This is a genomic window from Pseudomonas guariconensis, assembly GCF_040822035.1.
GTDB lineage: Bacteria > Pseudomonadota > Gammaproteobacteria > Pseudomonadales > Pseudomonadaceae > Aquipseudomonas > Aquipseudomonas guariconensis.
Map to the genome: position 1 here is coordinate 3,762,788 of NZ_CP162012.1, position 26,166 is coordinate 3,788,953.

Annotated in this window: 22 protein-coding genes and 4 tRNA genes; 4 read left to right on the forward strand and 22 right to left on the reverse strand. The window is 62.9% G+C overall.

What is annotated here, in order from left to right; translation table 11 throughout:
- Nucleotides 1-26: 26 nt before the first annotated feature.
- The 11 genes from AB1N67_RS17355 to AB1N67_RS17405 all read right to left on the reverse strand — a co-directional run bounded on the left by AB1N67_RS17355 (nucleotide 27) and on the right by AB1N67_RS17405 (nucleotide 12,008).
- A complete protein-coding gene (locus AB1N67_RS17355) occupies nucleotides 27-206 on the reverse strand; it encodes a hypothetical protein (RefSeq protein ID WP_043206774.1) in 180 nt (59 codons plus the stop codon).
- Between the two features lie 123 nt (nucleotides 207-329).
- On the reverse strand, nucleotides 330-1,421 hold the full coding sequence (locus AB1N67_RS17360; RefSeq protein WP_052352365.1) for a lactonase family protein: 1,092 nt from the start codon (nucleotides 1,419-1,421) through the stop codon (nucleotides 330-332).
- A gap of 4 nt (nucleotides 1,422-1,425) precedes the next feature.
- Nucleotides 1,426-1,713 (reverse strand): DUF5629 family protein, encoded by a 288-nt coding sequence (locus AB1N67_RS17365; protein ID WP_043206779.1) that lies wholly within the window; start codon nucleotides 1,711-1,713, stop codon nucleotides 1,426-1,428.
- Between the two features lie 104 nt (nucleotides 1,714-1,817).
- Nucleotides 1,818-4,220 carry an RND family transporter gene (locus tag AB1N67_RS17370; protein WP_090343835.1) on the reverse strand — a complete coding sequence of 801 codons (2,403 nt, stop codon included), beginning with the start codon at nucleotides 4,218-4,220 and terminating at the stop codon, nucleotides 1,818-1,820.
- Complete coding sequence (locus AB1N67_RS17375) at nucleotides 4,217-5,245, reverse strand: YCF48-related protein (protein ID WP_090343833.1); 1,029 nt, start codon at nucleotides 5,243-5,245, stop codon at nucleotides 4,217-4,219. The genes AB1N67_RS17370 and AB1N67_RS17375 overlap by 4 nt, the downstream gene beginning before the upstream one ends.
- A gap of 260 nt (nucleotides 5,246-5,505) precedes the next feature.
- Nucleotides 5,506-8,163 carry an aminopeptidase N gene (pepN, locus tag AB1N67_RS17380; RefSeq protein WP_043206782.1) on the reverse strand — a complete coding sequence of 886 codons (2,658 nt, stop codon included), beginning with the start codon at nucleotides 8,161-8,163 and terminating at the stop codon, nucleotides 5,506-5,508.
- A 13-nt stretch (nucleotides 8,164-8,176) separates the two neighbouring features.
- Entirely contained in the window at nucleotides 8,177-9,007 is an 831-nt protein-coding gene (locus AB1N67_RS17385) for a DUF2797 domain-containing protein (RefSeq protein WP_043206785.1), read from the reverse strand.
- Nucleotides 9,004-9,264 (reverse strand): YeaC family protein, encoded by a 261-nt coding sequence (locus AB1N67_RS17390; protein WP_043206786.1) that lies wholly within the window; start codon nucleotides 9,262-9,264, stop codon nucleotides 9,004-9,006. The genes AB1N67_RS17385 and AB1N67_RS17390 overlap by 4 nt, the downstream gene beginning before the upstream one ends.
- Before the next feature lie 13 nt (nucleotides 9,265-9,277).
- Nucleotides 9,278-10,150: a rhomboid family intramembrane serine protease gene (locus AB1N67_RS17395; protein ID WP_102081944.1), complete on the reverse strand. Its 873-nt coding sequence runs from the start codon at nucleotides 10,148-10,150 to the stop codon at nucleotides 9,278-9,280.
- Nucleotides 10,147-11,118: a metallophosphoesterase gene (locus tag AB1N67_RS17400; protein WP_090343828.1), complete on the reverse strand. Its 972-nt coding sequence runs from the start codon at nucleotides 11,116-11,118 to the stop codon at nucleotides 10,147-10,149. Before AB1N67_RS17400 ends, AB1N67_RS17395 begins: the two co-directional genes overlap by 4 nt.
- Nucleotides 11,118-12,008 (reverse strand): NAD(+) kinase, encoded by an 891-nt coding sequence (locus AB1N67_RS17405; RefSeq protein ID WP_043206793.1) that lies wholly within the window; start codon nucleotides 12,006-12,008, stop codon nucleotides 11,118-11,120. The genes AB1N67_RS17400 and AB1N67_RS17405 overlap by 1 nt, the downstream gene beginning before the upstream one ends.
- A 58-nt stretch (nucleotides 12,009-12,066) precedes the next feature.
- On the opposite strand from AB1N67_RS17405, the gene AB1N67_RS17410 reads away from it, so the two are divergent.
- Both AB1N67_RS17410 and AB1N67_RS17415 read left to right on the forward strand, forming a co-directional pair.
- On the forward strand, nucleotides 12,067-13,056 hold the full coding sequence (locus AB1N67_RS17410) for a DUF1853 family protein (protein WP_090343825.1): 990 nt from the start codon (nucleotides 12,067-12,069) through the stop codon (nucleotides 13,054-13,056).
- A 146-nt stretch (nucleotides 13,057-13,202) separates the two neighbouring features.
- A complete protein-coding gene (locus AB1N67_RS17415; protein WP_367863318.1) occupies nucleotides 13,203-13,748 on the forward strand; it encodes a cytochrome b in 546 nt (181 codons plus the stop codon).
- On the opposite strand, the gene AB1N67_RS17420 is transcribed toward AB1N67_RS17415, so the two are convergent.
- The 3 genes from AB1N67_RS17420 to AB1N67_RS17430 all read right to left on the reverse strand — a co-directional run bounded on the left by AB1N67_RS17420 (nucleotide 13,739) and on the right by AB1N67_RS17430 (nucleotide 18,132).
- Nucleotides 13,739-14,635, reverse strand: a complete 897-nt coding sequence (locus AB1N67_RS17420; RefSeq protein WP_367863319.1) for a 1-aminocyclopropane-1-carboxylate deaminase/D-cysteine desulfhydrase — start codon at nucleotides 14,633-14,635, stop codon at nucleotides 13,739-13,741. The two genes, AB1N67_RS17415 and AB1N67_RS17420, sit on opposite strands and share 10 nt — an antisense overlap.
- A gap of 72 nt (nucleotides 14,636-14,707) precedes the next feature.
- On the reverse strand, nucleotides 14,708-15,931 hold the full coding sequence (locus AB1N67_RS17425) for a hypothetical protein (RefSeq protein WP_090343821.1): 1,224 nt from the start codon (nucleotides 15,929-15,931) through the stop codon (nucleotides 14,708-14,710).
- A gap of 164 nt (nucleotides 15,932-16,095) precedes the next feature.
- Nucleotides 16,096-18,132, reverse strand: a complete 2,037-nt coding sequence (locus AB1N67_RS17430; protein ID WP_090343819.1) for an NADPH-dependent 2,4-dienoyl-CoA reductase — start codon at nucleotides 18,130-18,132, stop codon at nucleotides 16,096-16,098.
- Between the two features lie 183 nt (nucleotides 18,133-18,315).
- On the opposite strand from AB1N67_RS17430, the gene AB1N67_RS17435 reads away from it, so the two are divergent.
- Nucleotides 18,316-19,434: a carbon-nitrogen hydrolase family protein gene (locus AB1N67_RS17435; protein ID WP_090344033.1), complete on the forward strand. Its 1,119-nt coding sequence runs from the start codon at nucleotides 18,316-18,318 to the stop codon at nucleotides 19,432-19,434.
- A gap of 4 nt (nucleotides 19,435-19,438) precedes the next feature.
- Nucleotides 19,439-20,479 (forward strand): AraC family transcriptional regulator, encoded by a 1,041-nt coding sequence (locus tag AB1N67_RS17440; protein ID WP_090343817.1) that lies wholly within the window; start codon nucleotides 19,439-19,441, stop codon nucleotides 20,477-20,479.
- Nucleotides 20,480-20,708: 229 nt separating this feature from the next.
- Here the strand turns inward: AB1N67_RS17440 and AB1N67_RS17445 are convergent, their stop codons facing one another.
- The 8 genes from AB1N67_RS17445 to purF all read right to left on the reverse strand — a co-directional run bounded on the left by AB1N67_RS17445 (nucleotide 20,709) and on the right by purF (nucleotide 26,138).
- Nucleotides 20,709-21,584: a DUF2242 domain-containing protein gene (locus tag AB1N67_RS17445; protein WP_197853104.1), complete on the reverse strand. Its 876-nt coding sequence runs from the start codon at nucleotides 21,582-21,584 to the stop codon at nucleotides 20,709-20,711.
- Between the two features lie 201 nt (nucleotides 21,585-21,785).
- Nucleotides 21,786-21,862 (reverse strand) — tRNA-Asp (locus AB1N67_RS17450).
- Between the two features lie 136 nt (nucleotides 21,863-21,998).
- Nucleotides 21,999-22,075, reverse strand: a tRNA-Asp gene (locus tag AB1N67_RS17455).
- 99 nt (nucleotides 22,076-22,174) lie between these two features.
- Nucleotides 22,175-22,251 (reverse strand) — tRNA-Asp (locus AB1N67_RS17460).
- 78 nt (nucleotides 22,252-22,329) lie between these two features.
- Nucleotides 22,330-22,405, reverse strand: a tRNA-Val gene (locus tag AB1N67_RS17465).
- 230 nt (nucleotides 22,406-22,635) lie between these two features.
- Nucleotides 22,636-23,409, reverse strand: a complete 774-nt coding sequence (locus AB1N67_RS17470) for an SDR family oxidoreductase (protein ID WP_043206810.1) — start codon at nucleotides 23,407-23,409, stop codon at nucleotides 22,636-22,638.
- A complete protein-coding gene (locus AB1N67_RS17475; RefSeq protein ID WP_043206813.1) occupies nucleotides 23,406-24,617 on the reverse strand; it encodes an O-succinylhomoserine sulfhydrylase in 1,212 nt (403 codons plus the stop codon). Before AB1N67_RS17475 ends, AB1N67_RS17470 begins: the two co-directional genes overlap by 4 nt.
- A gap of 15 nt (nucleotides 24,618-24,632) precedes the next feature.
- Nucleotides 24,633-26,138: an amidophosphoribosyltransferase gene (gene purF / locus AB1N67_RS17480; protein ID WP_043206817.1), complete on the reverse strand. Its 1,506-nt coding sequence runs from the start codon at nucleotides 26,136-26,138 to the stop codon at nucleotides 24,633-24,635.
- Nucleotides 26,139-26,166 lie beyond the last annotated feature (28 nt).

Genomic DNA, 26,166 nt, shown 5'->3' on the forward strand with positions numbered 1-26,166 from the left:
TGTGCTACTACCACCCCTTCTACGAATCAATGTGCGTGTTTTCCGCCCAGGGCTGCATGGAAATGCGCGCTTTGCTGCAGGTACTTTTCGGTATAGCTCTGGGTGACAGACGATTTACCGCGCACTTCGACCTGAGCATGGGCAGGCAGGACGACAGAGGCGGAAATGGCGGAAGCGGCAATGACCGGGAAGAGATTGAAGTTCATGCGGGCTGTCCTCGACTTCGATGGTTTGACGATGGCCGTTGTTGGCCTTGGGTCAAACTTACGCCGCCAGGGAGGCCCGCAGAAATTCATTGCGCCAGTAGCGATTATCAAGCCGATTGATAGTCACTCGAGAAACTTGAGGTCCGACGGCGCGTCCTGGGACAGGGTCTGGACGGTCTCGCCGAGCTTGCCGCTGCGTGGGTCGCGGCGCATGACCACGATCTGGTTGCTCTTCTGGTTGGCCACCAGCAAGAAGTTGCCACTCGGATCGAGGGCGAACTCCCGGGGGTGGTCTCCCTCCACCGAGCGGCGCTGCAACAGGCTCAACTGGCCGTCATCCTTGCCCACCGCATACACCACGATCTCGTTGGCAGTGCCGCGGTTGCTGACATAGAGGAATCGGCCGTCGGCCGACAAGTGCAGCCCTCCGGACGCCTTGGCCGCAGCATCCTGCTGCTCGGTCAGGGGCAGGCGCTGGCGTTCGATCAGGTTGCCGTCCTGGGCCTCGAACGTCACCACCTCGCCGCTCATTTCCAAGGTCAGGTAGGCGTACCGGCCCTTGGCGTCGAACAACAGATGACGCGGGCCGCTGCCGGCAGGCAAGGCCACCGAAGCGGGGATCGCCGGGCTCAAGGGATGCTGGGGGCTGGCACCGTCGTAGCGGTAGATGAATACCTTGTCGGCGCCCAGGTCACTGGCGTACAGGTGGCGACCGTCGGGCGAAAGCACCACCGAGTGCACATGGGCACCGGACTGACGTTCGGGATTGACCTTGCTCGGGGCATGGCGCAGCTGCTGGACCGCCTCCTTGAGCGTGCCGTCCCGTGTCACCGGGATCACCACCAGGCTCCCCCCCGGCACAGGTGCGACAGCGTAGTTGGCAATGAACAGGTAGCGCTGGTCATGACTGAGGCTGGCATGGGTCGGCTCGTCGCCACGGCTGGCCACCTGGTTGAGCGGCTTGATCTGGCCCTGGGTGCCCAGCGAAAAACTGCTCACGTGGCCTTGGGGCGTTTCGTTGACCACGAACAGCAAGCGCTGGTCAGCCGAGAGCACCAGCCACGAGGGGCTCACGCTCTTGACCACCTGCAGCGGCGTGGGGTCGATCTGGCCGCTGCGGGTATCGAAGCTATAGCGATAGAGCCCCTGACTGGCGCCATCGGTATAGCTACCGACTAACAGCACGCCTGCGTGTGCGTTGAACGTCAGGCCCATGAGACTAGCGGTCAGCAGGCTCTTCCAGATCTTCATCGTCGTCATCTTCCGAGGCGCGCAAGGCATCCATACAGACTAGCCGATGCTCACCGTCGGCATCGTCGAGCAGCCATTGATCGCCCTCGGCGACTGCGGCGGCGACTTGCTCTGGCGTGAAGCGCCAACGGCGCAGTTGACGGCCGTCCATGCATTCGACCGACAGGCCATCGGCGTCGAAGGTGAAATCGAAGGCATGCAGCCCATCGATCAGCAGCATGTCACAGGATTCGAGGGCAGTGGCAAGGGTGGTCATGGAAAGGTCCGCAGAGAAATGGACCGGCATTATAGCCTCGGCGACGCGAGAGCTGTGGCCGCGAGTCACGCGTGCGAAGGGCCGCAAAGCGGCCCCCCTCCGGATCAATGTGCGAAGATCGACCCACCCGCCTTGCCCGCCAGCTTCTGCGGACGAATCAGGAACCGCGCCAGCGCCGGCAGCAGCCACAGCGCGCCGAACATGTTCCACAGCAACATGAAGGTCAGCATCAGGCCCATGTCCGCCTGGAACTTGATCGCCGAGAAGATCCAGGTGCACACCCCGATGGCCAGGCACAGGCCGGTGAACAGCACCGCCTTGCCGGTGGAGCGCAAGGTTTCGTAGTAGGCCTCCTGCAGCGGCAGCCCTGCCCGCAGGAAGCTCTCCAGACGGCTGTAGATGTAGATGCCGTAGTCCACGCCGATCCCCACGCCCAGGGCCACCACCGGCAAGGTGGCAACCTTGACGCCGATGCCCATGAAGGCCATCAGGGCGTTGCCCAGCACCGAGGTGAGCACCAGTGGCAGGACAATACACAGCGTTGCAGCGAACGAGCGGAAGGTGATCAGGCACATCACTGCCACGCACAGGTACACCAGCACCAGGATGGTCAGCTCGGCCGACTTGATCACTTCGTTGGTGGCCGCCTCGATGCCCGCGTTACCGGCCGCCAGGAGGAACTGCAGGCCCTCTTTGTTATGGCTGTCGGCAAAGGCCTGGGCTGCCGCGGTCACCCGCTCCAGCGTCTCGGCCTTGTGATCGTTGAGGAACACCAGCACAGGCGCCAAGGAGCAATCGGCGTTGTACAGGCCATCGGCGCGGGCGATGGAGTTATTGAGCACGTCCGGGTTGCGCGACAGGGTCTCCCATTTCAGGCTGCCCTCGTTCATGCCCTTGATCACTTGCTTGGACACGGTCACCAAGGAGATCGCCGACTGCACGCCGGGAGTGTTCTCCATGGTCCACATCAGCTCGTCGATCGGAGCCATGGTCGAATGGATCGAGCAGCTCTCGGCCGGGGTCTTGACCATGATCACCAACACGTCGGAGCTGGTGGAGTAATTGCTGATGATGAAGTTGTTGTCCTGGTTGTAGCGCGAGTCAGGACGCAGCTCCGGCGCGCCCTGGTCAAGGTCGCCGATCTTGAGGTTCTGGCTGTACCACAGGCCGCCGGCAAAGGCCGCCAGGGCCAGGGCGATGGACACCGGCGCCACCTTGGGGCTGGCGAAGTTGGCCAGCAGGCGCCAGAACGGGTGTTCGCGGGTGGCGTCCTTCTTGCTGCGGGCAATGGCCTTTTGGCTGATGCCTACGTAGGAAATCGCTACCGGTAACAGAATCAGGTTGGTGAAGACGATCACCGCCACGCCGATCGACGCACCGATGGCAAGCTCACGGATCACGCCGATGTCGATCACCAGCAAGGTGATGAAGCCCACGGCATCGGCCAGGATGGCGATCATGCCCGGCAGGAACAGCTGCCGGAACGTGCGCCGAGCAGCGGTCAGGGCGTTGTCGGCTCCGCTCGACTGCAAGGCGATGCCGTTGATTTTCTGCACCCCGTGGGAGATGCCGATGGCGAAGATCAAGAACGGCACCAGCATCGAGTACGGATCCAGCCCGAAGCCGACCGCATGCATCAGCCCCAACTGCCAGACCACGGCCACCAAGGTGGTGATGAGCACGGCGATGGTGCTGCGGATGCACCAGGTGAACCAGTACAACAGTGCCCAGGTGATGGCCAGGGCCACGCCGAAGAACATCACCACCATCACCAGACCGTCGATCAGATCACCGACTTTCTTGGCGAAACCGACGATGTGGATCTTCACGTTGGGATTCTGGGCCTGGAACTTGTCGCGAATCTTCTCTTCCAGCTGATGGGAAAACTGCTGGTAGTCGAGCTTGACCTGCTTGCTCTGGTCTTGAGGGTCCGGGTAACTCTCCATCAACGGCACGTCGACGATGCTGGACTTGAAGTTGTTGGCCACCAGACGCCCGACCTGGCCGGACTTGAGCACGTTGTCGCGCAGCTCGTCGAGGCTTTCGGCCGAGCCATTGTAAGTGTTGGGGATCACCTCGCCGCCGGCGAAGCCGTCTTCGGTCACCTCGGTCCAGCGCACGCTCGGACTCCACAGCGACTTGAGCCCAGCCCGGTCGACGCCCGGAATGTAGAAGACCTCGTCATGGATCTGGCGCAAGGTCTCCATGTAGTCCTTGTCGAAGATATCGCCATTGACCGCTTCCACCGAGATGCGCACGGTGTTGCCGAGGTTGGCCAAGTCATTGCGGTGCTCGAGCATCTGTTCGATGAACGGGTGCTGCAGCGGGATCATCTTCTCGAAACTGGTAGACGGGCGGATCTGCGTGGCCTGCCAGAACAGGAAGATGCTCACCAGCAGGCACAGGGCGATGACGGCCGGCCGATTGTTGAAGATCAGCCGTTCGAGCAAGGTCGCCTTGTCTTGATGATGGTGCTGGTGCATATCGAAACTCTCCCGGCTGGTCATTGCTGCCCCTCCTCTGCGCCTTCAGCGGTGGCCAGGTGCACGCCCCCTTGGCCCACCAACAGCAGACCGCCATTGGCAAGCTCCGCGGCGCCCGACAGGGCGAGACGGTCGGCGCGGTTGTAGACCGTGAAGCTCTGGCCGTCATCGCGGCTGCGCAGTACCGTGCCGCCATTGCCCACCAGAACCAGGCTGCCATCCTTGAGCAAGGTGGCGCTCGCCAGGCCGAACTCCAGCGAGCCACGGGCAGCCTTGAGCGCGATCGGCTGCCAGGTATCGCCGAAATCAGTAGAACGGAACAGGTTGCCGCGCAGGCCGTAGGCCAGCAGCGTGCGGGGGTGAGCAGTGGCGATCACGCCGAACAGCGACCCCTCGTAGGGGCCTTCGACGCGCGACCAGCTCTGGCCGTTGTCGCTGGAACGGAACATGCTGCCCTGTTCGCCGACGACAAACAGGCCCGCATCCTTGATGCTGGCAATAGCGTTGAGGTGCAACTGATCGGGGTTGTCCAGCCGCTCGGCGATGTCCTGCCAGTGCTGGCCGCCATCGGTGGTCTCGATCAGGGCGCCATAGGCACCCACGGCAAATCCATGCTGGGCATCGAGGAAGGTCACGTCGAGCAATGGTGCTTCGCGCGCGAGGTCTTCGAACTGTTTGCTCCAGGTGGCGCCGCCATCGTTGGTGGTCAGCACCTGGGCGTCATGGCCGACCGCCCAGCCGCGCTTGTCGTCGAGGAAGAACACTGCCGTGAGCAACTGCCGGGTGGGCACCCGGGCCTGGGTCCAGGTCTTGCCCTGGTCGTCGGAGAACAGGATATGGCCACGGTCGCCGACCACCACTAGCCGTTTACCGAGATTGGCGGCATCGATCAACAGGCTCTGGCTGGCCCTGGCCGACTCCACCGAGTACTCCTCGGCAGCGGCGGCCTGGGCACCACCTGCTGCTGTCGAGATGGCCAGCGCCAGCCACATGCTGGCCGCCAGTGGCCAGGCACCACGCCGGGCACGCGCCCTAATCCGGTCTCTCATGACCGCTCCCCTTTTGTGTTCTTGTAGTGGGTGAGCCTATTGGCAGGTGCTGCGAAAACCCTGTTCCAGAGCACTGCAATGGCTTTGGGGCCATCCTATCGGGGATATCGGCGGGAAAACAACGAGCGGGACGTTATGTTTTGTTAAGCAAAAGAAAGGGGCTGCTGCGCCCCATCGCAGGCTTCGCCAGCTCCCACCTAGGTTGATAGGGGCTGACGAAGCCTGCAATGGGGCTGCCCAGCAGCCCCTGTCAGTCCGGTTCAGGCCAGACTCTTGCTCACCACTTCATACACATCGCTGGACAGCGCACCACAAGCCAGGATGCGCTCCAGCTCGCCACGCATCAGAGCCTGGCGCGCATCGTCGTACTTGCGCCAGCGGGTCAGCGGCGCCAACTGGCGCGAAGCGATCTGCGGGTTGAGGGCGTTGAGCTCGATCACCAGGTCCGCCAGGAAGCGGTAGCCCGAACCGTCGGCGGCGTGGAAGTTCACCAGGTTCTGCCCGGCGAAGGCACCGATCAGCGCACGCACCTTGTTGGGGTTCTTCAGGGTGAAGGCCGGGTGCTGCATCAGCGCCTTGACCCGCGCCAGGCCACCCGGCAGGGGGCTGGCGGCCTGCACGCTGAACCACTGGTCCATGACCAGCGGGTTGTCCTTGAAGTGCTCGGCGAAGGCGTCCAGGGCCTTGGCGCGCTCGGCCTCGAACGGCGAGTTGACCAGCACCGCCAGGGCGGTGAGACGCTCGGTCATGTTGTCGCAGTGCTCGAACTGCTCCAATGTCGCCTGCAACACCTGCGGCTTGCCGGTGAGCATCAGGTACGACAGGGCGATGTTCTGCAGGCTGCGGCGCGCGAAGTGCTCGGCTTCGGCGACGTAAGGGGTCTTGCTGGAGACTTCGCGGTTGGCCTGGTAGCGCGCCCACAGGGCGTCGAACAGCTGCTCGGCGATCTGCTTGCGAGCGAATTCACGGGCTGCATGGATGGCATCGACGTCGGCCACCTGGCTGATCTCGGTCAGGTACGCCTCACCGGGCAGCGACAGCATCTCGGCGACCATCGCTGCATCGAGCGCCGCATTGCCCAGTACCGTGCCCAGGGCAGTGATCAGCCGCTGATCGAGCTTGAGGGCCTCGCCGCGCTGATATTGGCCGATCAGCTCCTGCAACACCTGCACCGACAGCTGCTGACCCGCTTCCCAGCGGTTGAAGCCATCGCTGTCGTGCTGCATGAGGAACATCAACTGGTCGCGATCGTAGGGGAAGCTCAGCTTGACCGGCGCGCTGAAACCACGCAGCAACGACGGCAGTGGCTTGGCGGCGATGCCTTCGAAGGTGAAGGTCTGCTCGGCTTCGGTCACCGACAGCACGCGGCTGGTGCCCTGCGGTACAGCTTCGCCGGCCAGGCGCAGTGGCAGGTCGTTGCCCTGGGCGTCCAACAGGCCCAGTTCCACAGGGATCACGAACGGTTGCTTCTGGGCTTTATCCGGGGTCTGCGGGCAGCTCTGGCGGAAAGTCAGGCTGTAGGTCTGCGCGGCAGCGTCATAGGCTTCGCTGACCTCCAGGCGCGGCGTGCCGGCCTGGCTATACCAACGCTTGAACTGGGTCAGGTCCACGCCGTTGGCGTCTTCCATGGCCTTGATGAAGTCATCGCAGGTCACGGCCTGGCCGTCATGACGTTCGAAGTACAGGTCGCTGCCCTTGCGGAAGCCTTCGCTGCCCAGCAGGGTACGGACCATGCGCACCACTTCGGCACCCTTTTCATACACGGTCAGGGTGTAGAAGTTGGAAATCTCGATGAAGCTGTCCGGGCGAACCGGATGGGCCATGGGACCTGCGTCCTCGGCGAACTGGTGCGTGCGCAGGTAGGCTACGTCCTCGATGCGCTTGACCGTGCGCGAGTTCATGTCGGCGCTGAACTCGGCGTCGCGGAACACGGTGAAGCCTTCCTTGAGCGACAGCTGGAACCAGTCGCGGCAGGTCACCCGGTTGCCCGACCAGTTGTGGAAGTACTCGTGGGCCACCACCCCCTCGACCCGCTGGTGGGCGGCGTCGGTGGCCGTTTCGGCACGCGCCAGCACACAGCTGGAGTTGAAGATGTTCAGGCCCTTGTTTTCCATGGCGCCCATGTTGAAGTCATTGACCGCGACGATCATGAAGATGTCCAGGTCGTATTCACGGCCGTAGACCTCCTCGTCCCAGCGCATGGACTTCTTCAGGCTGACCATGGCGTGGTCGCACTTGTCGATGTTCTCCGGCTCCACGTAGATACGCAGGGTCACGTCACGACCGGACTGGCGGGTGAAGGTGTCCTCGACGCACCACAGGTCACCGGCCACCAGGGCGAACAGGTAGGCCGGTTTCATGAACGGGTCTTCCCACGTTGCCCAGTGACGACCGTCCTCGGCCGGTCCGCTGCCGACCGGGTTGCCGTTGGACAGCAACACCGGGTAGCGATGCTGCTCGGCGATCACGGTGGTGGTGAATTTGCTCATCACGTCCGGGCGATCGAGGTAGTAGGTGATCTTGCGAAAACCCTCGGCCTCGCACTGGGTGCAGAACATCTTGCCGGACTTGTACAGGCCTTCGAGCGCGGTATTGCTCTCTGGATGGATCTTCACGCTGGTGTCGAGGGTGAACCGCTCGGCCTTGGGCTGCACGGTCAGGCTGTCGTCATCGACCTGATAGTCGCCGGTGGCCAGCGTCTGGTCATCCAGCTGCACACTCAGAAGCTCCAGTTGCTGGCCGTCGAGCACCAGCGGCGGCAGACCAGCGCCCCGGGCCGGGTTGCGGCGCATGACCAACTGCGCATGGACCAGGCTGTGGTCCTCGAACAGCTCGAACGTCAGGTGCGTCTCGTCGATCAGGTACTCAGGCGCCTGGTAATCCTTGAGGTAGATCACTTGCGGTTGTTCGGTACGCATCGTGCTGGTCCTTTTACTGGTGCACGGCCAATTGATAGGCCGTGTACTTGCGAATGTTGATCACACCGGTGTCGAAGATCAGGTACTGGCCCTTGATGCCCAGCAGCGTGCCTTCAGCCACAGGGTCTTTGTCCAGGTTGAAGCTCACGATCTTTTTCGGATAGGCCTCGACCGGGTAGCGCATTTCGACCACTTCGGCGTCGGCCAGCGGCTGGATCGCCTGCAGGCCAAAGCGCGCCTGCAAGCCCTGCAGGCCTTCGGCGCAGGCATCGAAGATCTGTTCGCGGATGGCTGGCAGGTCGAGCACGTCGGCGTCGCCCTTGAGCAGCGCTCGCCAGTTGGTACGGTCCGGTACCTGGCTGCGCAGCAGATCCTCGACCAGGCCAGACTGTTGCCGGGTGGCCACGCGCAGGATCGGCAAGGCCTGGCTGGCGCCTTGGTCGAGCCAGCGGGTGGGCAGCTGGGTGGCGCGGGTGATACCGACCTTGATACCCGAGGAGTTGGCCAGGTACACCACATGGTCGGTCATGCAGAACTGCTCGCCCCAGGACGGCTCACGGCAGGTGCCGGCGTCGTAATGGCATTTTTCCGGGGCCATGATGCAGACATCGCACTGGGCCAGCTTGGTCATGCAGGGGTAGCAGTAACCCTGGCTGAAGCTGGTCTTGGTGCGCTTGCCGCAGTGGGTGCAGTGGATGGCGCCGAGGTACTCCAGGCGCAGGGTCTTGCCGATCAGTGGATTGACCGGCACCTGCTCCTCACCGAGGCGAAAGGCGTATTGGACAACCGGTGCTTCCAGGCGCACCGCCATTTTGCTCAGAGAGCCACGAGCGAGTTCGATCAATGTACCGAGTCCGACTTGAACAGGATGTTGGGGACCGGTGCCGATTTCGACGCGCACTCCTGTGGGCCCATATAGCCGGTGCGCTGCTCCTCGGGCAGGTTCTTCATCTCCCAGGCGATCACCGCCTGCAGCGACAGCGCTTTCTGCTCCGGGGTCAGCTTGCGGCCGTCAGCCCATTTGCCGATTTCCACGGCCAGTTTCAGGCTCTCGTAGATCTCGGGGGTGATGTTTTCGATCATTTGCGCAAAGGTGGACATAACATCTCCTAAATCAAGCCGACAGTTTACGCCGTGCCAGGGCCCCGCCCAAGAGCCCGGTCAGGCATCCGATGAGCAGTCCACCGACGTGGGCGGCATTGGCGATCTGGCCGAAGCCGAGCTGGCCGATCACGCCGGTCAGGCAGATCAACAGCCACACCAGCATCATCACCAGTACGCCCTTGGGCAGGCTGAACAACGGGCTGGGCGCCAGCCACTGGTACAGCCAGACATGCCCGAGCAAACCGTAGAGCACACCGGACAAGCCGCCGAACAGGCTGGGGCCGCTGGTGTAATGCTGGGCCAGGTTGGACACCAGGCTGAACAGCAAGGTCAGGCCCAGCAACGCCCAAGGGCCCTGGCGCAACTCGATGCGCCGCCCCAACTCCCAGTACCAAAGGGCGTTCATGGCCAGGTGCAGCACACCGAAATGCAACAGCATCGGCGACACCAGCCGCCACCACTGCCCCTCGGCCAAGCCTTGTTCCAGCGAGGTGAAGTACAGGTACTGGCCCTGCACTCGGAAATCCAGGAAGGTGAACCAGCCAACCGTCGACAGGTTGTCACCCAGACCGGTCAGCACGGCGACGACCAGGCACGCCAGCAGCATCCCGGCGGTGATCTTGCAGGCCCGGGCCTGCTCAGCCAGGGAGGGACGCTGGGCCATGCCCGCGAGCACTTCTTCGGGCAACTGGATTTCGTCGTTGCCCTCAGGATAGCGCTGATACAGCTCGCGCACGTCCTCGGCCAGCGACTCCGGCACCCAGAGGATCTGCTCCTGTCCCTGCTCGACTACCCGGTGCGGGACCTGCAACCGGCGCAACATCTTGACGAATCCGCCCAGGTCGACCGACAGCGGCAGGCGCATTGCGGCGATCACGTTCATTGGCTGGCCTGCGGGCGTTCGACGTCGACCCAGACGAACTTGTGGGGGTCGATGCGGGTTTCATCATCCAGGCGGTAGGCCGCCAGCTTGCCGTAGAGCACGGCGCTGTAATCCAGGCAGGCCAGGTTGCCGCGGATCGGGGCCGGGCGGCCGCTGCGCCAGTAGTGACCGACGAACAGCAACGGCTCGTCTTCGGCGTAACGCAGCAGGGCGTTTTTCTGGCTGTGGCTCAGGGGCGTGCGGGCCACGTCCTCGGGCAGGGCGTCGGGCTGGAACACAATGTCTCCATAGGTTTGAGGGTCTTCTTCCCAGAACTTGGTGCGGAAGAAGGCGCGAGTCAGACCATCGCCACCGGTCAGCGTCAGACCGTCCGGCAGGCGCATGTCGGTACCGCGCAGCAGGCGGTTGCACACGGTAGATGCAAAGCTACCGGAGACCGCCGAGGCCTGGATGAAATGCTCATCGATGCACCCGTTCGGGTACTCCCGACGCAGCGGCTCGATCAGCCCCGGGTCCCAGCAGGCATGGACCAGGCGGAAGCGCCCAGCGTCGACGAACAACGGCAGCTCATAGAACCATTGCAGGAAATCGTGCCAGTCACCTGGGTGCTGGGCGAACTGGGTCAGGGTTTCGTCGATCAGCCGAGCGTGGCGCGGGGTGTGCTCGCGCACGTAGGTCTTGCCACTGCCTGGCAGCGCCGGAGTGACCCAGGCCAGGGCGTTGTACTCATGATTGCCCATGATGCAGAAGGCCTGCCCGGCTTCGACCATGTCATGGACGATGTGCAAGGCCTCGCGGATGCGCGGGCCGCGATCGACGATATCGCCGAGGAACAGCGCCTGGCGGCGAGGATGGCGCCACACGCCCCCCTGGCGCTTGTAGCCCATGGCGTCGAGCAGGCGTTCCAGGGTCAGGGCACAACCGTGTACATCGCCGATGATGTCGAAACTGCGTGCCGGATCGAACATCAGTCGCCTCCACTCCCCAGACGGCTGCCCCAGCCGAGCTTGGTGCGGCACACCTCGTAGTAGTTATGGTCCAGCGGATGGATCAGGCGCAGCTTCTGCGGTTTCTTGCTTACCGTGATGGTGTCGCCTGGGGCGCAGGTGAAGTGGTTCTGGCCGTCGCACGAGACCTGCGGGTAGATCTGCAGGTCCTGGGAGACGACGATCTTGAGTTCACTGTTGCCGTCCACCACGATCGGCCGCCCGGACAAAGTGTGCGGGTACATCGGCACGATGACGATGGCATCGAGCTTGGGGTGCATGATCGGCCCACCCGCGGAGAGCGCGTAGGCGGTGGAGCCGGTGGGGGTGGCGATGATCAAGCCGTCGGCCTTCTGGCTGCAGACGAACTGGCCATCGATGTAGATCTCGAACTCGATCATCCGCGTCGACTTGCCTGGGTGCAGCACCACGTCATTGAGCGCATCGCCCTGGCCGATGGCCTCGTTGTGACGACGTACCTCCGCCTGCAGCAGGAAGCGGTTTTCCACCAGGTAGTGGCCGTCGAGCACCTCGGCGACCTTGGTCTCCAGCTCGTCGGGACGGATGTCGGTGAGAAAGCCCAGGTTGCCGCGGTTGATCCCCAGCACCGGGATGTTGTGTCGAGCCAGGGCGCGAGCCGCGCCGAGCAGACTGCCGTCGCCACCGACCACGATGACCAGGTCGCAGACCTCGCCCAGCAGCTTGCGTGTGGAGGTTTGCAGGCCATGGCCGGGCAGCACCTCGGCAATGGTGTCCTCGAGGATCACATGCAGGTGGCGCTCGATCAGGAATTTTTTCAGTCGGCGAATGGTGTCCAGCACCTGGGAGCTGCCAAGGCGACCGATGATACCGATATTGCGAAATTGCTCCATGGTGCTCCTGCAAGGCTCTGCGGCGGGGTGACGGATGGCCAGTGTGGCCCTTGGGATTATGGGCGAAACGACCAGCCAGCGGCAAACCGGCTATGCTCGCTGGATGACGCCTTTCGCCGATCTTCACGACCTCCCTGGCCAGTTGCGCCGCCCCGCCGTACGCGACCTGGCGTGGACAGTGTTGTCGCCTGCCCTGCTGAGCCAACCGCCCTGTGCGCAACGTCACCCGTTGACGGCCAGCGCCTGGGCGGACGACCCCGAACGCCTGCGACAGTGGCTACTGGCGCTGGACCAAGACGAACAGGCGCTGCTCGACTGGCTCGCCCGCCTCACCAGCCACCGCCTCGGGCTGTACTACGAAAGCCTGTGGCAGTTCGCCCTGGGCCAAGCGCCCGGCGTCGAGCTGCTGGCAGCCAACCTGCCGATCCGCGAAGGCGGACACACCCTGGGAGAGCTGGATATCGTCCTACGTGACCGGGAAGGCGTTCACCATCTGGAACTGGCCATCAAGCTCTACCTGGGGCCATCCGGCGGGGACGGCCATGATCCGGCGCACTGGCTGGGCCCGGGCTGCCATGACCGCCTGGACCGCAAACTGGGCCACCTGGCCCGCCATCAGTTGACGATCTCATCCTGGCCCCAGAGCCGCCAGGCCCTGGCATCGCTAGGGGTGCACGAGGCACGGGCACATGCTTGGCTCGGCGGCTACCTGTTCTACCCTTGGCCAGTGCTTGCCGAATCACCGGTCGGCGCCAACGCACAGCATCTGCGCGGGCGCTGGTTGCGTCGAAGCGACTGGCCTGATTACCAGCAGGCCAATCCAACCGGACGCTGGCAGCCCCTGCCCCGCCATGCCTGGCTGGCACCGGCGCGGGTGGAGGCCACGGCGTGCTGGTCGCCCCTGCAGTTCGAGGCCTGGCTGGGCGAACTGGACGATCAGGCGCGCGCGCAATTGCTGGTCAGGCTGGAGGTGGCCGGGGACGGTACCTGGCAAGAGACCGAGCGGGTGTTCCTGGTCGCCGACAGTTGGCCGCAACTCTCGGCTTGATAATCAAAGCGCCCCGACCTCGCGTCGGGGCCACACCAAGAACAAATTTCATCGACCTGGCGCAAAGAAAAAATCCAGCCTGCCATTAAAATACCTCTCACGCGCCACTCAAGAGCGCAATTGCGACCTGATGATGAGGAACCACCATGGCTTCACCCACGCCCACGGCGCATTACGCGCGTCTGTCCATCACCCTGCACTGGCTGATGCTGGTGCTACTGGCTGCGGTCTACGCCACCATCGAGCTGCGCGGTCTGTTTCCCAAAGGCAGCGCCGAGCGCGACCTGACGAAAGAATTGCACTTCATGCTTGGCCTGACGGTGTTCGTGTTGGTCTGGCTGCGCCTGGCCCTGCGCCTGAGCCGCCCGACGCCACCGATCGTCCCCAAGCCACCGGCCTGGCAGACGGGGCTGGCGCACCTGGTGCACCTGCTGCTGTATGTGATGATGATCGGCCTGCCAATCGCCGGTTGGATCATCCTCAGCGCCGCCGACAAACCGATCCCTTTCTATGGCCTCGACCTGCCTGCACTGGTCGCGCCCGATCAAGACCTGGCCAAATTCGTCAAAGGCTGGCATGAGCGAGTCGGCAGTTGGGGCTACTGGCTGATCGGCCTGCACGCCGTGGCCGGCCTCTATCACCACTATGTGCGCCGCGACGACACGCTGCTGCGCATGCTGCCCTACAAGTAACCGCGACGTCCCTGCAGCCCGCCGGTGTGCAGGAAGATCAGGCGTGTGCCGCGCGCAAAACGCCCGGCCACGACCTGATCGCGCAGGGCCAACAAGGCCTTGCCGGTGTACACCGCTTCCAGCGGCAGGCCACTTTCGCTCTCGCTCTGGTCAATGAACGCCAGCAGCTCATCGTCGATCCGGGCGAATCCGCCACGGCACGCGCCATGCAGTTCATAGCCGCCCTGCACCAAGGCCGAGAGGTTTTCTTCGACGCCATGCCCAGGTGGCACCGCCAAGGCGCCATGCACCCCACGACGGCCCTGCTCTGCCATCACCAGGCCTGCCAACGTGGTCCCGGTCCCCACCGCCAGCCACCAGCCGTGGTAATCCGTCCAACCCAGCATCGGTAGCTGCGCCCTCGCCTGCTCCACGATCAGTCGACAACCCTCGGCGCCCGCCAGCCCGCCACCGCCTTCGGGAATGCAGTACCACCCAGGATAGCGCGCCAGCCAAGGCGTCCAGAAACCTACCTGGTGACGTTCCCGGTAGCCGCCGTAACCCAACCAGTGCAGCTCCATGCCAAAGGCCTGCAGATCACGAACGGTGGCAGTGTCCTGCGGATGCCCACGCAGCAGCCCCGCGGTGGCGAAGCCAAAGCGCTTGCCCGCCGCCGCCAGGGCGTGAAGGTGATTGGAGTGATTGCCGCCGAGGCTGATCAGCCCGGGGGCGCCCATGGCATGGGCGTCGCGCAGGTGGTGGCGAAGCTTGAAGCCTTTGTTGCCGCTGATCAGCGGGTCGATCAAGTCCAGCCGCAGCACGGCGAGCTGGACACCGGCGTCCTCGAGCCAGGGCAAGGACAACGGCTGCAAAGGTGCTTGGGGAAGGTCGGCAAAGGCGTAAGACATTAGGCGAGTGTATCGAGATCAGGAGGCTCCTGTGCACCCCGTCCTGCGCCTTTGCACCCGGTGGGCACCCGCTCAGAGCGTGGCATCGAACAATACCGTCACATCGCCCTGATACACACTGCCGGGATAGTCGAGCATGGATTTGACATGCTGGGAGACGACATCGAAGTGCAACTGCCCCGACTGGCCAGCCACGGGCATGGCCATGTCAAACGCCAGGGCGCTAGCGCGGCCGGTCGGAATAGTCAGTCGCTGCACAGGCGCATTGGCATGCTGCACGCTTGAGGGCAGCGTCAAGGCCACGTCTACCGGCACCTGATGCCCCGCGCCGTTGCGAATGCCACAGCTCGTCCCTTGATCGTACTGACACGTCTTATAGACCTTGAACGGGCCAGTGGACCACAGGTTCAAGCGCAGGCTGCGCTCCAGGCGAGAAGGCGGCGTGCCACCCCCGAGCCACCGCGACCAGCCCCCTGGAGGTTCCAGCACGGCACGATCACTCGCTGCGGGGAAGTTCAGGACGAAGGCGTGCTGCACGTCCAGTTCAAAGTTGATTGTGAGAGTCGGCGAGTTGAGATTGCTGACGCCATCGCCCAGATCAAAATCACCTCCCGGCCCCACCGTGAAGCTTGCACTGCCTCGATAGAGGCCCTGCTTCATGCGCAAAGCTGAAGGCATGGTCAGTCTATAGCCGATCCCCATGTCACTCACCGGGGTGAAATACACCTCTTTTGGCTGCCCCCCCTGACCGCTGGAATAACAGGGCGAGGGACTTTCGGGTGACCGCGTTGCCCAAAGATAATAAGCCCGATGCGCAGTCAGATAGGTTCTCAGATAACTGCAGCCGCCCTGAGGATAAGCCGTGAACACAGGATTTGCCGTATTGGAAAAATTTGTGTCGCCTTGTATTTTCTGACTGCTGTGAGTGATCTCGAAAACCAGCTGATGGGTGTCGATGCCCTTTTCATGGACCACCTGAACAGTACGACGTGCCGGTAACTTTATGTAGAACTGTTCCCGTGCATTCGCAGCTTGATGGGTCGACACCTTGTCGTAGGTTAGCGGCAAGCTCACCGTGAACGCCTGGAAGTCCTTGCACACACCGACCCAGATACTGCAGAAGCTGGCCTGGGGTGTGGTGTTCTCAAACGCTCCGGTCACATTCCCCTTGTAACGAGCACTGACAGTGACCTCTGCTGTCTGACCATCAAGCGGCGCAGTTAACAACCACAACAACACGCTCGTGCTGAATAGACGCGAGGCTGTAAATGCACTAATGATTTTGGTGGAAAACATGCAACGCTCTCATAAGCTTGGATAGCTTTCAGGAGCGTACGCGTAATCCCGATCATCCCTACAGGCGACGTTTCCGAGCGTCTTTGAAGAAACTTCCCAAGACCGAGATCACGGGAAGCGGAACAGACTGCGGGGGATGCAAAGCCCCCGCACCCTCGAGACGATCACAATTGAGCAGCCAACCTCGACCCCTGGTTGATTGCCCGCTTGGCATCGAGCTCCGCCGCAACGTCCGCCCCACCGATCAGGTGCACCGATTGCCCCGCCGCGACCAGCCCGTCGTACAGCTCACGCAGCGGCTCCTGGCCCGCGCAGATGACGACATTGTCCACTGCCAGCACCTGCGGCTCGCCCTCGCCGATACGCACATGCAGACCATCATTGTCGATGGCCAGGTATTCCACGCTGTTGAGCATCTGTACCCGCTTGTTCTTCAGGCCTGTGCGGTGAATCCAGCCTGTGGTCTTGCCCAGGCCATCGCCGACCTTGGTTTTCTTACGCTGCAACAGGTACACCTGCCGCGCTGGCGCATGCGGCTCGGCCTTGATGCCTGCCACACCACCACGGGCCTCGAGATGGGTATCGATGCCCCACTCTTTCCAGAACGCCTCGCGATCCTGGCTGGTAGCCACCCCCTGATGTACCAGGTACTCGGATACGTCGAAACCGATGCCGCCCGCTCCGATCACCGCCACGCGCTTACCGACCGGTTTACGCTCGAGCAGCACGTCCAGGTAGCTCAACACCTTCGCATGCTCGATGCCTGGAATGGCCGGTGTGCGAGGGCTGATGCCGGTGGCGAGAATAATCTCGTCAAAACCGCCCGCCACCAGCTGATCGACCCCGACCCGAGTATTCAGACGCAGGTCGACACCGGTGCGCGCCACCTTGTTGCGGAAGTAACGCAGGGTTTCATGGAACTCTTCCTTGCCTGGGACACGTTTGGCAACATTGAACTGCCCGCCGATCTCACTGGCACTGTCGAACAGCGTCACTTGGTGACCACGTTCGGCGGCCACAGTAGCCGCGGCCAGGCCCGCGGGGCCCGCACCGACCACGGCGATGCGCTTGATCTGGGTGACTGGGAGGTAGTTGAGCTCGGTCTCGTGGCAGGCACGAGGATTGACCAGGCAACTGGTGAGCTTGCCGGCGAAGGTGTGGTCCAGGCAGGCCTGGTTGCAACCGATGCAGGTGTTGATCTCTTCGCTGTGGCCTGCGGCGGCCTTGTTGACGAACTCCGGGTCAGCCAGGAATGGTCGGGCCATGGACACCATGTCGGCATCGCCTTCAGCCAGCACGGCTTCGGCCACTTCCGGCGTGTTGATACGGTTGGTGGTGATCAGCGGAATGCTCACAGCGCCCCGCAGCTTGGCGGTCACTTTGGTGAAAGCCGCGCGCGGCACCTTGGTGGCGATGGTTGGAATGCGCGCCTCGTGCCAGCCGATTCCGGTGTTGATCAAGGTAGCCCCGGCCTGCTCGATGGCCTTGGCCAGCAGCACGATCTCGTCCCACGTGCTGCCTCCTTCCACCAGGTCGAGCATCGACAGGCGGAAGATGATGATGAAATCGGTCCCGACTGCCTCACGCACCCGGCGCACGATTTCAACGGCCAGGCGCATGCGGTTCTCGTAGCTGCCGCCCCAACGGTCGGTACGCTGGTTGGTATGGGCGGCGAGGAACTGGTTGATGAAGTAGCCTTCCGACCCCATGATTTCGACGCCGTCGTAGCCCGCGCGCTGGGCCAGCGTGGCGCAGTTGACGAAGTCGGCGATCTGCTTCTCGATGCCCTGCTCGTCCAGCTCCTTGGGTTTGAACGGGTTGATCGGCGCCTGGATGGCGCTGGGCGCGACTTGGCGTGGGCTATAGGCGTAACGCCCGGCGTGCAGTATCTGCAGACAGATCTTGCCACCGGCGGCATGCACAGCCTCGGTGACGATCCGGTGCTGGTCGGCCTCCTCCTCGGTACTGAGCTTGGCCGCGCCGGAATACACCCCGCCTTCGTCATTCGGCGCGATGCCACCGGTGACCATCAGGCCGACACCACCCCGAGCCCGCTCGGCGAAATAGGCGGCCATGCGTTCGAAACCACCTGGGCGCTCCTCGAGGCCTGTGTGCATCGAGCCCATCAAGGTCCGATTGCGCAAGGTGGTAAAGCCCAAGTCGAGCGGGGCCAGCAGGTGCGGATAAAGGGTGGCGGCCATGGATGAACTCCCAGGTGGCAGGATCACGGAGCGCGGGTGCCTCGCAGGCCCCGTCGTTTATAGACAGCGACATTAAACAGCCGTTTGAACAGGCTCAATGATCGAAACTGACAACTTATTGATCCTCCTGCACAGCAGGTCTACCCTAGGACACCCTATACAGTGAAGGTGCCTTGGCGCTTCATGCGAAAACTCCTGGCAGGCGCTCTAGCGCTGGTGATGATCGCCGCCCTCTGCGGCTACGGCTTCTGGACGATGCAGCGACCGGAAGGCCATTACCTTTCCGATTTGCGAATCGAACTGGCGCTCAATCACGGCGTACCGGGCGAACACGGCAACTTGCTGGGAATCGAACCGGTGCTCTACCCGGGCGATTACCAGAACCTGCAACGTCTGCACCGCAAGCTGTCAGCCTATCTGGAACAGGCTCGCGCCCAAGGTCTGGTCAGCCCGCGTACAGTGGTGGTGTTGCCGGAACACATCGGTACTTGGCTCTGGGCCCGGGGCGAAAAGAACGAGCTGTACCAGGTCACCCAGCGCCACGAAGCCTGGCAGTGGCTGGAGGTGAGCAACCCACTGCGCTACGGCTTGGCCATGCTCACCGCCACCGGTGACGATCGCCGCTCCGACGCCCACCTGCGAATGAAGGCCGAACAGATGGCCAGCGACTATCAGCAACTGTTCGGTGGCCTGGCCAAGGAGTTCGGCGTGACGCTGGTGGCAGGCTCCATCGTCCTGCCCGCGCCCTACCTGGATAACGGCGTGCTGCGCCCCGGCAGCGGCCCTCTGTTCAACAGCAGCCTGGTGTTCGGCGGTGACGGTTCGGTACTGGGCCAACCCCAACGCCAACAGTATCCGGACAGCGAAGTACGCCGCTACGTCCATCACGGACGCAAGTTTCCCTTGCAGGTCATTCAGACCCCGGCTGGCCGCCTCGGCGTGCTGGTGGGCAGCGACAGCTGGTACCCGGAAAACTACCGGCAATTGGCGCAGCAGTCGGTGGATCTGATCGCCAATCCTGTTTTCCTCAGCGGCAAGGACACCTGGAATACACCCTGGCGCGGCAACCGCCACCAAGACGCGACGGCCGAATTGCCACTGCAACGTGGCGAAGTCAGCGAACAGACGGCCTGGCAACAACTGACCCTGACCGCCAACAGCATCACCCCAAGCCTGAGCGTATTCCTGCGTGGCCAGTTTTGGGAACAAGGCAGTGACGGACAGGGCTTTGCCAACCAGGCAGGCACCCATTTGGCCGGCACTTCCAGCCAGGGTGCGCGCCTGCTGAACCTTTGGTTGTAACCCCATGACCCGGCCTCGCGTACGCCTGGGCGACCTCTCGGTGGGCTTCGTCCAACCGCTGGGCGAAGCACTCCAGCAACTGGGCCACGACCCGGCTCCTCTCCTACGCCGCTATGGACTGGACCACCCTCGCCTGGCCGAAGCGGGCGCACGCCTGTCGATTCCCCGCTACATGCATTTGGGTCATGCCGCCATCGAGCTGTGCGGCGAACCAGCCCTAGGCCTGCACATGGGCCGCTTGAGTCGTCTGGCCCAGGCAGGGCTGGCTGGCGTCACGGCAGCCCAGGCCCCGACCCTGGGCGAGGCCGCGCGTGTCCTGCTGCACTTCGAGCCGCTGTATGCCGCCAATTACCGGGGCCAGTCGAGCTTTCAGGAGGACGCCCACGGCGCTTGGCTGCGCTTCTACTCCATCAGCCCCTACAATGCCTACAACCGTTTCGTGGTCGACTCGTTGCTGGCTGGCTGGCTGGCCCAACTCTCGCACTTGGCAGGCCACTCGGTGCAGGCCGAGCGCATGGAGATCGAATTCCAGGCGCCCAGCTATGCGGCCCAATACCAGGCGTTGAGCGCAACCCCGGTGCAGTTTGGCGCATCCAGCAACCAATTGCGCCTGGACCGCGCCACCCTGGATTTGCCCAACCTCCAGCATTGCCCTAGCACCTGGCAGCACCTGTTGCAGCTGTGCGAAGCGGAATTGGCCCAACGCACCCGCGTGCGCAGCCTGGGTGAACGCATCACTCATCTGCTCGGCCCGTTGCTCAATGGTGGACAGGAACCGGACCTTGAAGCCGTGGCGCGTCACCTGCAACTACCCACTTGGACTTTGCGTCGCAAGCTGGCCGAGGAAGGCACGCGCTTTCGCAGCCTGCTCAATGACACACGCCGCGACCTCGCCGAAACCTACATCCGCGATACGGAGCTGGCCTTCGGTGAAATCGCTTATCTTTTGGGGTTTGCCTCGGCGGAGGCCTTCCAGCGCGCATTCAAGCGCTGGACCAGCCTGACGCCGGGGGAGTTTCGCCGCAATCAGCGGCGGGTGGGCTAAGGCCTGTGTGAAATGCTAGAGCTCGGTGGCGTCGTCCGCCGGCTCCATAGGGTCCAGCTCATAGGCCTGGTATTCGAGCAGCTCTTCCTGATAGTCATCCATTGGCTTGCTTCCTCTTCTCATTCATCTGTTCGGTCATGCCGTCACGCTAAGCGGGACGGATGAAGGTTTCATGACAGGTTTATGAAAGGTAAACGTAGCCGACATTCGGGAAGTTAGGTGATCGCCTTTACAAAGGCGCAGGCGCCGCCTCGGTTACAGGAGCCTCCTGCTGCACCTGGATCGGCGCAGGTTCGGCAGGCGGGGTGACAGGCTGCGAGCCCTGGCTATCATCGACCATGGGGGCCGCCGGTACTTCGCTGGCAGGCGCCGCGAGGGCTGCGGGTGCAACTGGGGCTGCAACTGGGCCTGCCACGGGGGCTGGGGGCGGTACGGGCTCAGCTGTCGAAGCCGGTGCGCTGACCGCGAGCGGCGCGGCCACAGGCTGTGCAGAGGTCTGCTCTGGCAGCCCCAGATCAGCAGCCGGCTTTTCGGACTTGGGCGTCTCGACCTTGGGCTCGGCCTTTTTCACTTTCTTAGGCTTTGGCAGGTAACTTTCGACCAAGGCGAAATAGCGCTCGTAGAACTGCGGCGCAGTGACTGTCTCGCTGGCCACCTTGACCATGGAATCGTCAGTCGAACCGATAGGCATGGATACCGAACCCAGCACGCCCACGCCAAGGCTCGCAGAGGTGTTGGATTTCTTCAGCGCATAACGATCCTGCAGGGCGTTGGCGAACATGGTGGAGCGCTGCTCATCACCGCTGTCCGGGACACAGGTGATGTTGAAGCTGATCTGCAGGTGATTCTCGGCGTTCTGCTGGAAACTCTTGTTACCCGCGATCTGGTTGGCACCGCTGCTGGTGATGATGTAACCCTGACTGAGCAGCGCACGCCGGGCTGCCTCGCACGAGCCAGCTTCGCTGACCGGGAAGCTGCGCGAAAACGTGCCCGAGTCGTCGAAGTTTTCGTGCTCGTAGATGGCGGGCTTCTTCGAGGAGCAACCGGATACGCCCGCCAGCACAAGGGCTAGCCCGAGCGCACCGAAGACGGAGGTTCTGGACATCATGGATTCCGGGTAGGACAAACTGCGCCTATTGTGCAACACATGGCTCATCACTGAAACCGCGTTGCACGCTTGGCTGGGCAAAATTCATATAATCGACAAGCAGGCCCACTTGAGTGAGGCGGGCCCAGAAAGCAAAAAAGCGACCCTAAGGTCGCTTTCGTGTTGCTTCGAGGTGTTCATGGAGCCTCGAAGCGAAGATGGCGCAGCGGACGGGACTCGAACCCGCGACCCCCGGCGTGACAGGCCGGTATTCTAACCGACTGAACTACCGCTGCGTATCGCTCAGGCTTGCGCCTGATTGAAACTGGGATCCCCCTTTCGATCACGGCTCGAAAGGCAGGCAAAAAAAAAGCGACACGCTGATCGCTTTGATTGTTGCTTCAAGGTGTTCATGGGACCTCGAAGCGAAGATGGCGCAGCGGACGGGACTCGAACCCGCGACCCCCGGCGTGACAGGCCGGTATTCTAACCGACTGAACTACCGCTGCGTATCGTTCAGGCTTTCACCTGATTGAAACTGGGATCGGCCTGAAGTGCTCTTGGCCTTCAGACCTCAGACCGGTGATGACACCCATCTGAAGAAAAAGTGGCGCAGCGGACGGGACTCGAACCCGCGACCCCCGGCGTGACAGGCCGGTATTCTAACCGACTGAACTACCGCTGCGCATATGGACTTGCGTCCGGTTCCTCTCAATTAGGAAGCTTCTTACGAAGTCTCCTGGGTCAGGAACATCTCAGGAAGTGGTGGGTGATGACGGGATCGAACCGCCGACCCTCTGCTTGTAAGGCAGATGCTCTCCCGGCTGAGCTAATCACCCTCGCAGTGTTGCTTGGTGCGTTTGCTTCGCTGAGGCCGCGAAATTTACGCAGGTACCGAAGCTAAGTCAATAGCCCCATTGGATTTTTTTTCAAAAAGGCCGAAAAAGCTACAAGCTGCGAGTGGCAAGCGACAAGGAAACGCCTGCCGCTGTAGCAAGTAGTCCTGTCCCACAAATGACGAAGGGACCTCACGGTCCCCTCTTGCAGCTTGTGGCTAAAAGCCTGCAGCTCAGGTGTAGATCATTTTGCGGCTCATCCCGCCATCGACCACGAACTCCTGGCCGGTGACGAACCCTGCCTGGCGTGACAACAGCCAGGCCACCAACGCCGCGACATCCTCCACCGTCCCTACCCTGCCCGCAGGATGCTGGGCATGATCAGCCTCGGTCAGCGGTTCGGCACGGCGCTGGGAAGGGTCCCGGGCGTCGATCCAGCCAGGGCTGACCGCATTGACGCGAATCTCCGGCCCAAGGCTCATGGCCAGTGCATGGGTCAACGCCAACAGGCCACCCTTGCTCGCCGCATAGGCCTCGGTGTCCGGCTCTGACTGCCGGGCCCGGGTCGATGTCAGGTTGACAATGGCCCCGCCATGGGCGCGCAGGTAGGGCGCACAATGCTTGGCCAGCAGCATCGGCCCGTTGAGGTTGACCGCCAGCACCCTGTTCCACTGGGACAACGACAGGCTCTCCAGGGTCTGGTTGTGTGGATTGGCGATAGCCGCATTGCAGACCAAGGCATCCAGACGGCCGAACTGCGCCAGCACCTCAGAGACGCCAGCGCTGACCTGGGCCTCGTCGGCGACATCCATAGACACGAACCAGGCATTGTCGCCCAGGGCCTTGGCCACTTTGGAACCCCGCACGCGGTCCAGGTCGCTGAGCACCACCTGCCAACCTTCGCAGATCAGCCAAGCGGCGATGCCCAGTCCGATGCCGCGAGCGGCACCGGTGACCAAGGCGACCCGACCATTGTGGCCCGGCTCACCGCCCTTCCAGTCGATCACAGCGCCGCCAGACCGCGGGCCAGATCGGCTTGCAGGTCAGCCACGTCTTCCAGGCCGACAGCGACGCGGATCAGGCTGTCGCGGATGCCTGCGGCTTCACGCTCCTGCGGCGTCAGACGCCCATGGGAGGTGGTAGCAGGGTGAGCGATGGTGGTTTTGCTGTCACCCAGGTTGGTGGTGATGGAAATCACGCGGGTCGCATCGATGAAGCGCCACGCGCCCTCTTTGCCCCCCTTGACCTCGAAACTGACCACCGCGCCGAAACCACTCATCTGGCGCTTAGCCAGTTCGTGTTGCGGATGGCTAGGTAGTCCGGCGTAATGAACCTTCTCCACACCCTCCTGCTTCTCCAGCCACTCTGCCAACGCTTGGGCACTTTCGCAGTGGGCGCGCATACGCAGCTTTAGCGTTTCCAGACCTTTGGTGAAGATCCAGGCGTTGAACGGGCTGAGCGTCGGGCCGGCGGTCCTCAGGAAGCCCACCACTTCTTTCATCTGCTCGCTGCGCCCAGCCACCACGCCACCCATGCAACGGCCCTGGCCGTCGATGAACTTGGTCGCGGAGTGGAAGACGATATCGGCACCGAGCTTGAGTGGCTGCTGCAATGCCGGGGTACTGAAGCAGTTATCCACGACCAGCATCGCGCCGCGGGCGTGGGCGATTTCGGCCAGTGCGGCGATATCGACCAGTTCGGCCAGCGGGTTGGACGGTGACTCGACGATCAGCAGCTTGGTGTTGGCCTTGATGGCCTTTTCCCACCCGCTGAGGTCGACCAACGGCACGTAGTCCACCTGCACGCCGAAACGCTTGAAGTACTTCTCGAACAGGCTGATGGTCGAGCCGAACACGCTCTGCGACACCAGCACATGATCACCGGCGCTGCACAGGGACATCACCACGGCCAGGATCGCGGCCATGCCGGTAGAGGTCCCCACGGCCTGCTCGGCGCCTTCCATGGCCGCCAGACGTTCCTCGAAAGCGCGTACTGACGGGTTGGTGTAACGCGAATAGACGTTGCCGGGTGTTTCGCCAGCAAAGCGCGCAGCCGCATCGGCGGCCGTGCGGAAGACATAACTGGAGGTCAGGAACAGCGCTTCGCTGTGCTCGGCTTCCGGTGTACGGTTCTGACCGGCGCGCACCGCCAGGGTGTCGAAACCGACACCCTCGAGGTCACTGTCCAGTCGACCGGCATCCCATTGATCGGTCATGCCGTCGCTCCCAAATCAGTTGTTGTAGAGGTCGATGATCGCGCTGACAGCCTGATTCTTCGCCTTGGCCAAATCGTTGCGCTGCTGCTCGATACGCTCAAGGTAGGCTTCGTCGATGTCGCCGGTGACGTATTCACCATTGAACACCGCGCAATCGAAGTGCTCGATCTTGATCTTGCCGCCACCGACCGATTCGATCAGGTCAGGCAGGTCCTGGTAGACCAGCCAGTCGGCGCCGATCAACTCGGCCACCTGTTCGGTGGTACGGTTGTGGGCGATCAGTTCGTGAGCGCTCGGCATGTCGATGCCGTAGACGTTGGGATAGCGCACCGCGGGGGCCGCGGAGCAGAAGTAGACATTCTTGGCACCGGCTTCGCGGGCCATCTGGATGATCTGCTTGCAGGTGGTGCCGCGCACGATGGAGTCGTCCACCAGCATCACGTTCTTGCCGCGGAATTCCAGCTCGATGGCATTGAGCTTCTGGCGCACCGATTTCTTGCGTGCGGCCTGGCCGGGCATGATGAAGGTCCGGCCGATATAACGGTTCTTGACGAAGCCTTCGCGGAACTTCACACCCAGGTGGTTGGCCAGCTCCAGGGCAGCGGTACGGCTGGTGTCTGGGATCGGGATGACCACGTCGATGTCGTGATCGGGGCGCTCACGCTGGATCTTCTCGGCCAGCTTCTCACCCATGCGCAGGCGCGCCTTGTACACCGAGACGCCGTCCATGATCGAGTCCGGGCGGGCCAGGTAGACATGTTCGAAGATGCACGGCTGAAGTTTAGGGTTGTTGGCGCACTGCTTGGTGAACAGCTGGCCTTCCTCGGTGATGTACACCGCTTCGCCCGGCGCCAGGTCACGGATCAGGGTGAAACCGAGCACATCCAGGGCAACGCTTTCGGAGGCAATCATGTACTCGACGCCCTCGTCGGTATGACGCTGACCGAACACGACCGGACGGATACCGTTGGGGTCACGGAAGCCGACGATGCCATAGCCGGTAACCATCGCCACCACAGCGTAGCCACCGACACAGCGGCTGTGCACGTGGGAGACCGCGGCGAACACGTCTTCCTCGGTCGGCTGCAGCTTGCCGCGCACGGCCAGCTCATGGGCGAACACGTTGAGCAGCACTTCCGAGTCGGAGTTGGTGTTGACGTGGCGCAGATCCGATTCGTAGATCTCCTTGGCCAGTTGCTCGACGTTGGTCAGGTTGCCGTTGTGCGCCAGGGTGATGCCATAGGGCGAGTTGACATAGAACGGCTGAGCCTCGGCCGAGGTGGAGCTGCCCGCGGTCGGGTAGCGGACATGGCCAATGCCCATGTGACCGACCAGGCGCTGCATGTGGCGCTGCTGGAAGACATCACGTACCAGGCCGTTATCCTTGCGCAGGAACAACCGGCCGTCGTGGCTGGTCACGATACCGGCAGCGTCCTGGCCGCGGTGCTGGAGCACGGTTAGCGCGTCATACAGCGCCTGATTGACGTTCGACTTACCGACGATACCGACGATGCCACACATGCGACGCAACCCCTACTTTGATGAAACT

Excerpts from the sequence above, each read along its gene's own strand:
- AB1N67_RS17355 (WP_043206774.1), bottom strand. The coding sequence starts at position 206 with ATGAACTTCAATCTCTTCCCGGTCATTGCCGCTTCCGCCATTTCCGCC.
- AB1N67_RS17400 (WP_090343828.1), bottom strand. The coding sequence starts at position 11,118 with ATGTTCGATCCGGCACGCAGTTTCGACATCATCGGCGATGTACACGGT.
- AB1N67_RS17405 (WP_043206793.1), bottom strand. The coding sequence starts at position 12,008 with ATGGAGCAATTTCGCAATATCGGTATCATCGGTCGCCTTGGCAGCTCC.
- AB1N67_RS17415 (WP_367863318.1), top strand. The coding sequence starts at position 13,203 with ATGGCTTCACCCACGCCCACGGCGCATTACGCGCGTCTGTCCATCACC.
- AB1N67_RS17425 (WP_090343821.1), bottom strand. The coding sequence starts at position 15,931 with ATGTTTTCCACCAAAATCATTAGTGCATTTACAGCCTCGCGTCTATTC.
- AB1N67_RS17370 (WP_090343835.1), bottom strand. The coding sequence starts at position 4,220 with ATGACCAGCCGGGAGAGTTTCGATATGCACCAGCACCATCATCAAGAC.
- AB1N67_RS17445 (WP_197853104.1), bottom strand. The coding sequence starts at position 21,584 with ATGTCCAGAACCTCCGTCTTCGGTGCGCTCGGGCTAGCCCTTGTGCTG.
- AB1N67_RS17375 (WP_090343833.1), bottom strand. The coding sequence starts at position 5,245 with ATGAGAGACCGGATTAGGGCGCGTGCCCGGCGTGGTGCCTGGCCACTG.
- AB1N67_RS17440 (WP_090343817.1), top strand. The coding sequence starts at position 19,439 with ATGACCCGGCCTCGCGTACGCCTGGGCGACCTCTCGGTGGGCTTCGTC.
- purF (WP_043206817.1), bottom strand. The coding sequence starts at position 26,138 with ATGTGTGGCATCGTCGGTATCGTCGGTAAGTCGAACGTCAATCAGGCG.
- AB1N67_RS17430 (WP_090343819.1), bottom strand. The coding sequence starts at position 18,132 with ATGGCCGCCACCCTTTATCCGCACCTGCTGGCCCCGCTCGACTTGGGC.
- AB1N67_RS17360 (WP_052352365.1), bottom strand. The coding sequence starts at position 1,421 with ATGGGCCTGACGTTCAACGCACACGCAGGCGTGCTGTTAGTCGGTAGC.
- AB1N67_RS17420 (WP_367863319.1), bottom strand. The coding sequence starts at position 14,635 with ATGTCTTACGCCTTTGCCGACCTTCCCCAAGCACCTTTGCAGCCGTTG.
- AB1N67_RS17365 (WP_043206779.1), bottom strand. The coding sequence starts at position 1,713 with ATGACCACCCTTGCCACTGCCCTCGAATCCTGTGACATGCTGCTGATC.
- AB1N67_RS17475 (WP_043206813.1), bottom strand. The coding sequence starts at position 24,617 with ATGACCGATCAATGGGATGCCGGTCGACTGGACAGTGACCTCGAGGGT.
- AB1N67_RS17435 (WP_090344033.1), top strand. The coding sequence starts at position 18,316 with ATGCGAAAACTCCTGGCAGGCGCTCTAGCGCTGGTGATGATCGCCGCC.
- AB1N67_RS17390 (WP_043206786.1), bottom strand. The coding sequence starts at position 9,264 with ATGTCCACCTTTGCGCAAATGATCGAAAACATCACCCCCGAGATCTAC.
- AB1N67_RS17395 (WP_102081944.1), bottom strand. The coding sequence starts at position 10,150 with ATGAACGTGATCGCCGCAATGCGCCTGCCGCTGTCGGTCGACCTGGGC.
- AB1N67_RS17410 (WP_090343825.1), top strand. The coding sequence starts at position 12,067 with ATGGGCGAAACGACCAGCCAGCGGCAAACCGGCTATGCTCGCTGGATG.
- pepN (WP_043206782.1), bottom strand. The coding sequence starts at position 8,163 with ATGCGTACCGAACAACCGCAAGTGATCTACCTCAAGGATTACCAGGCG.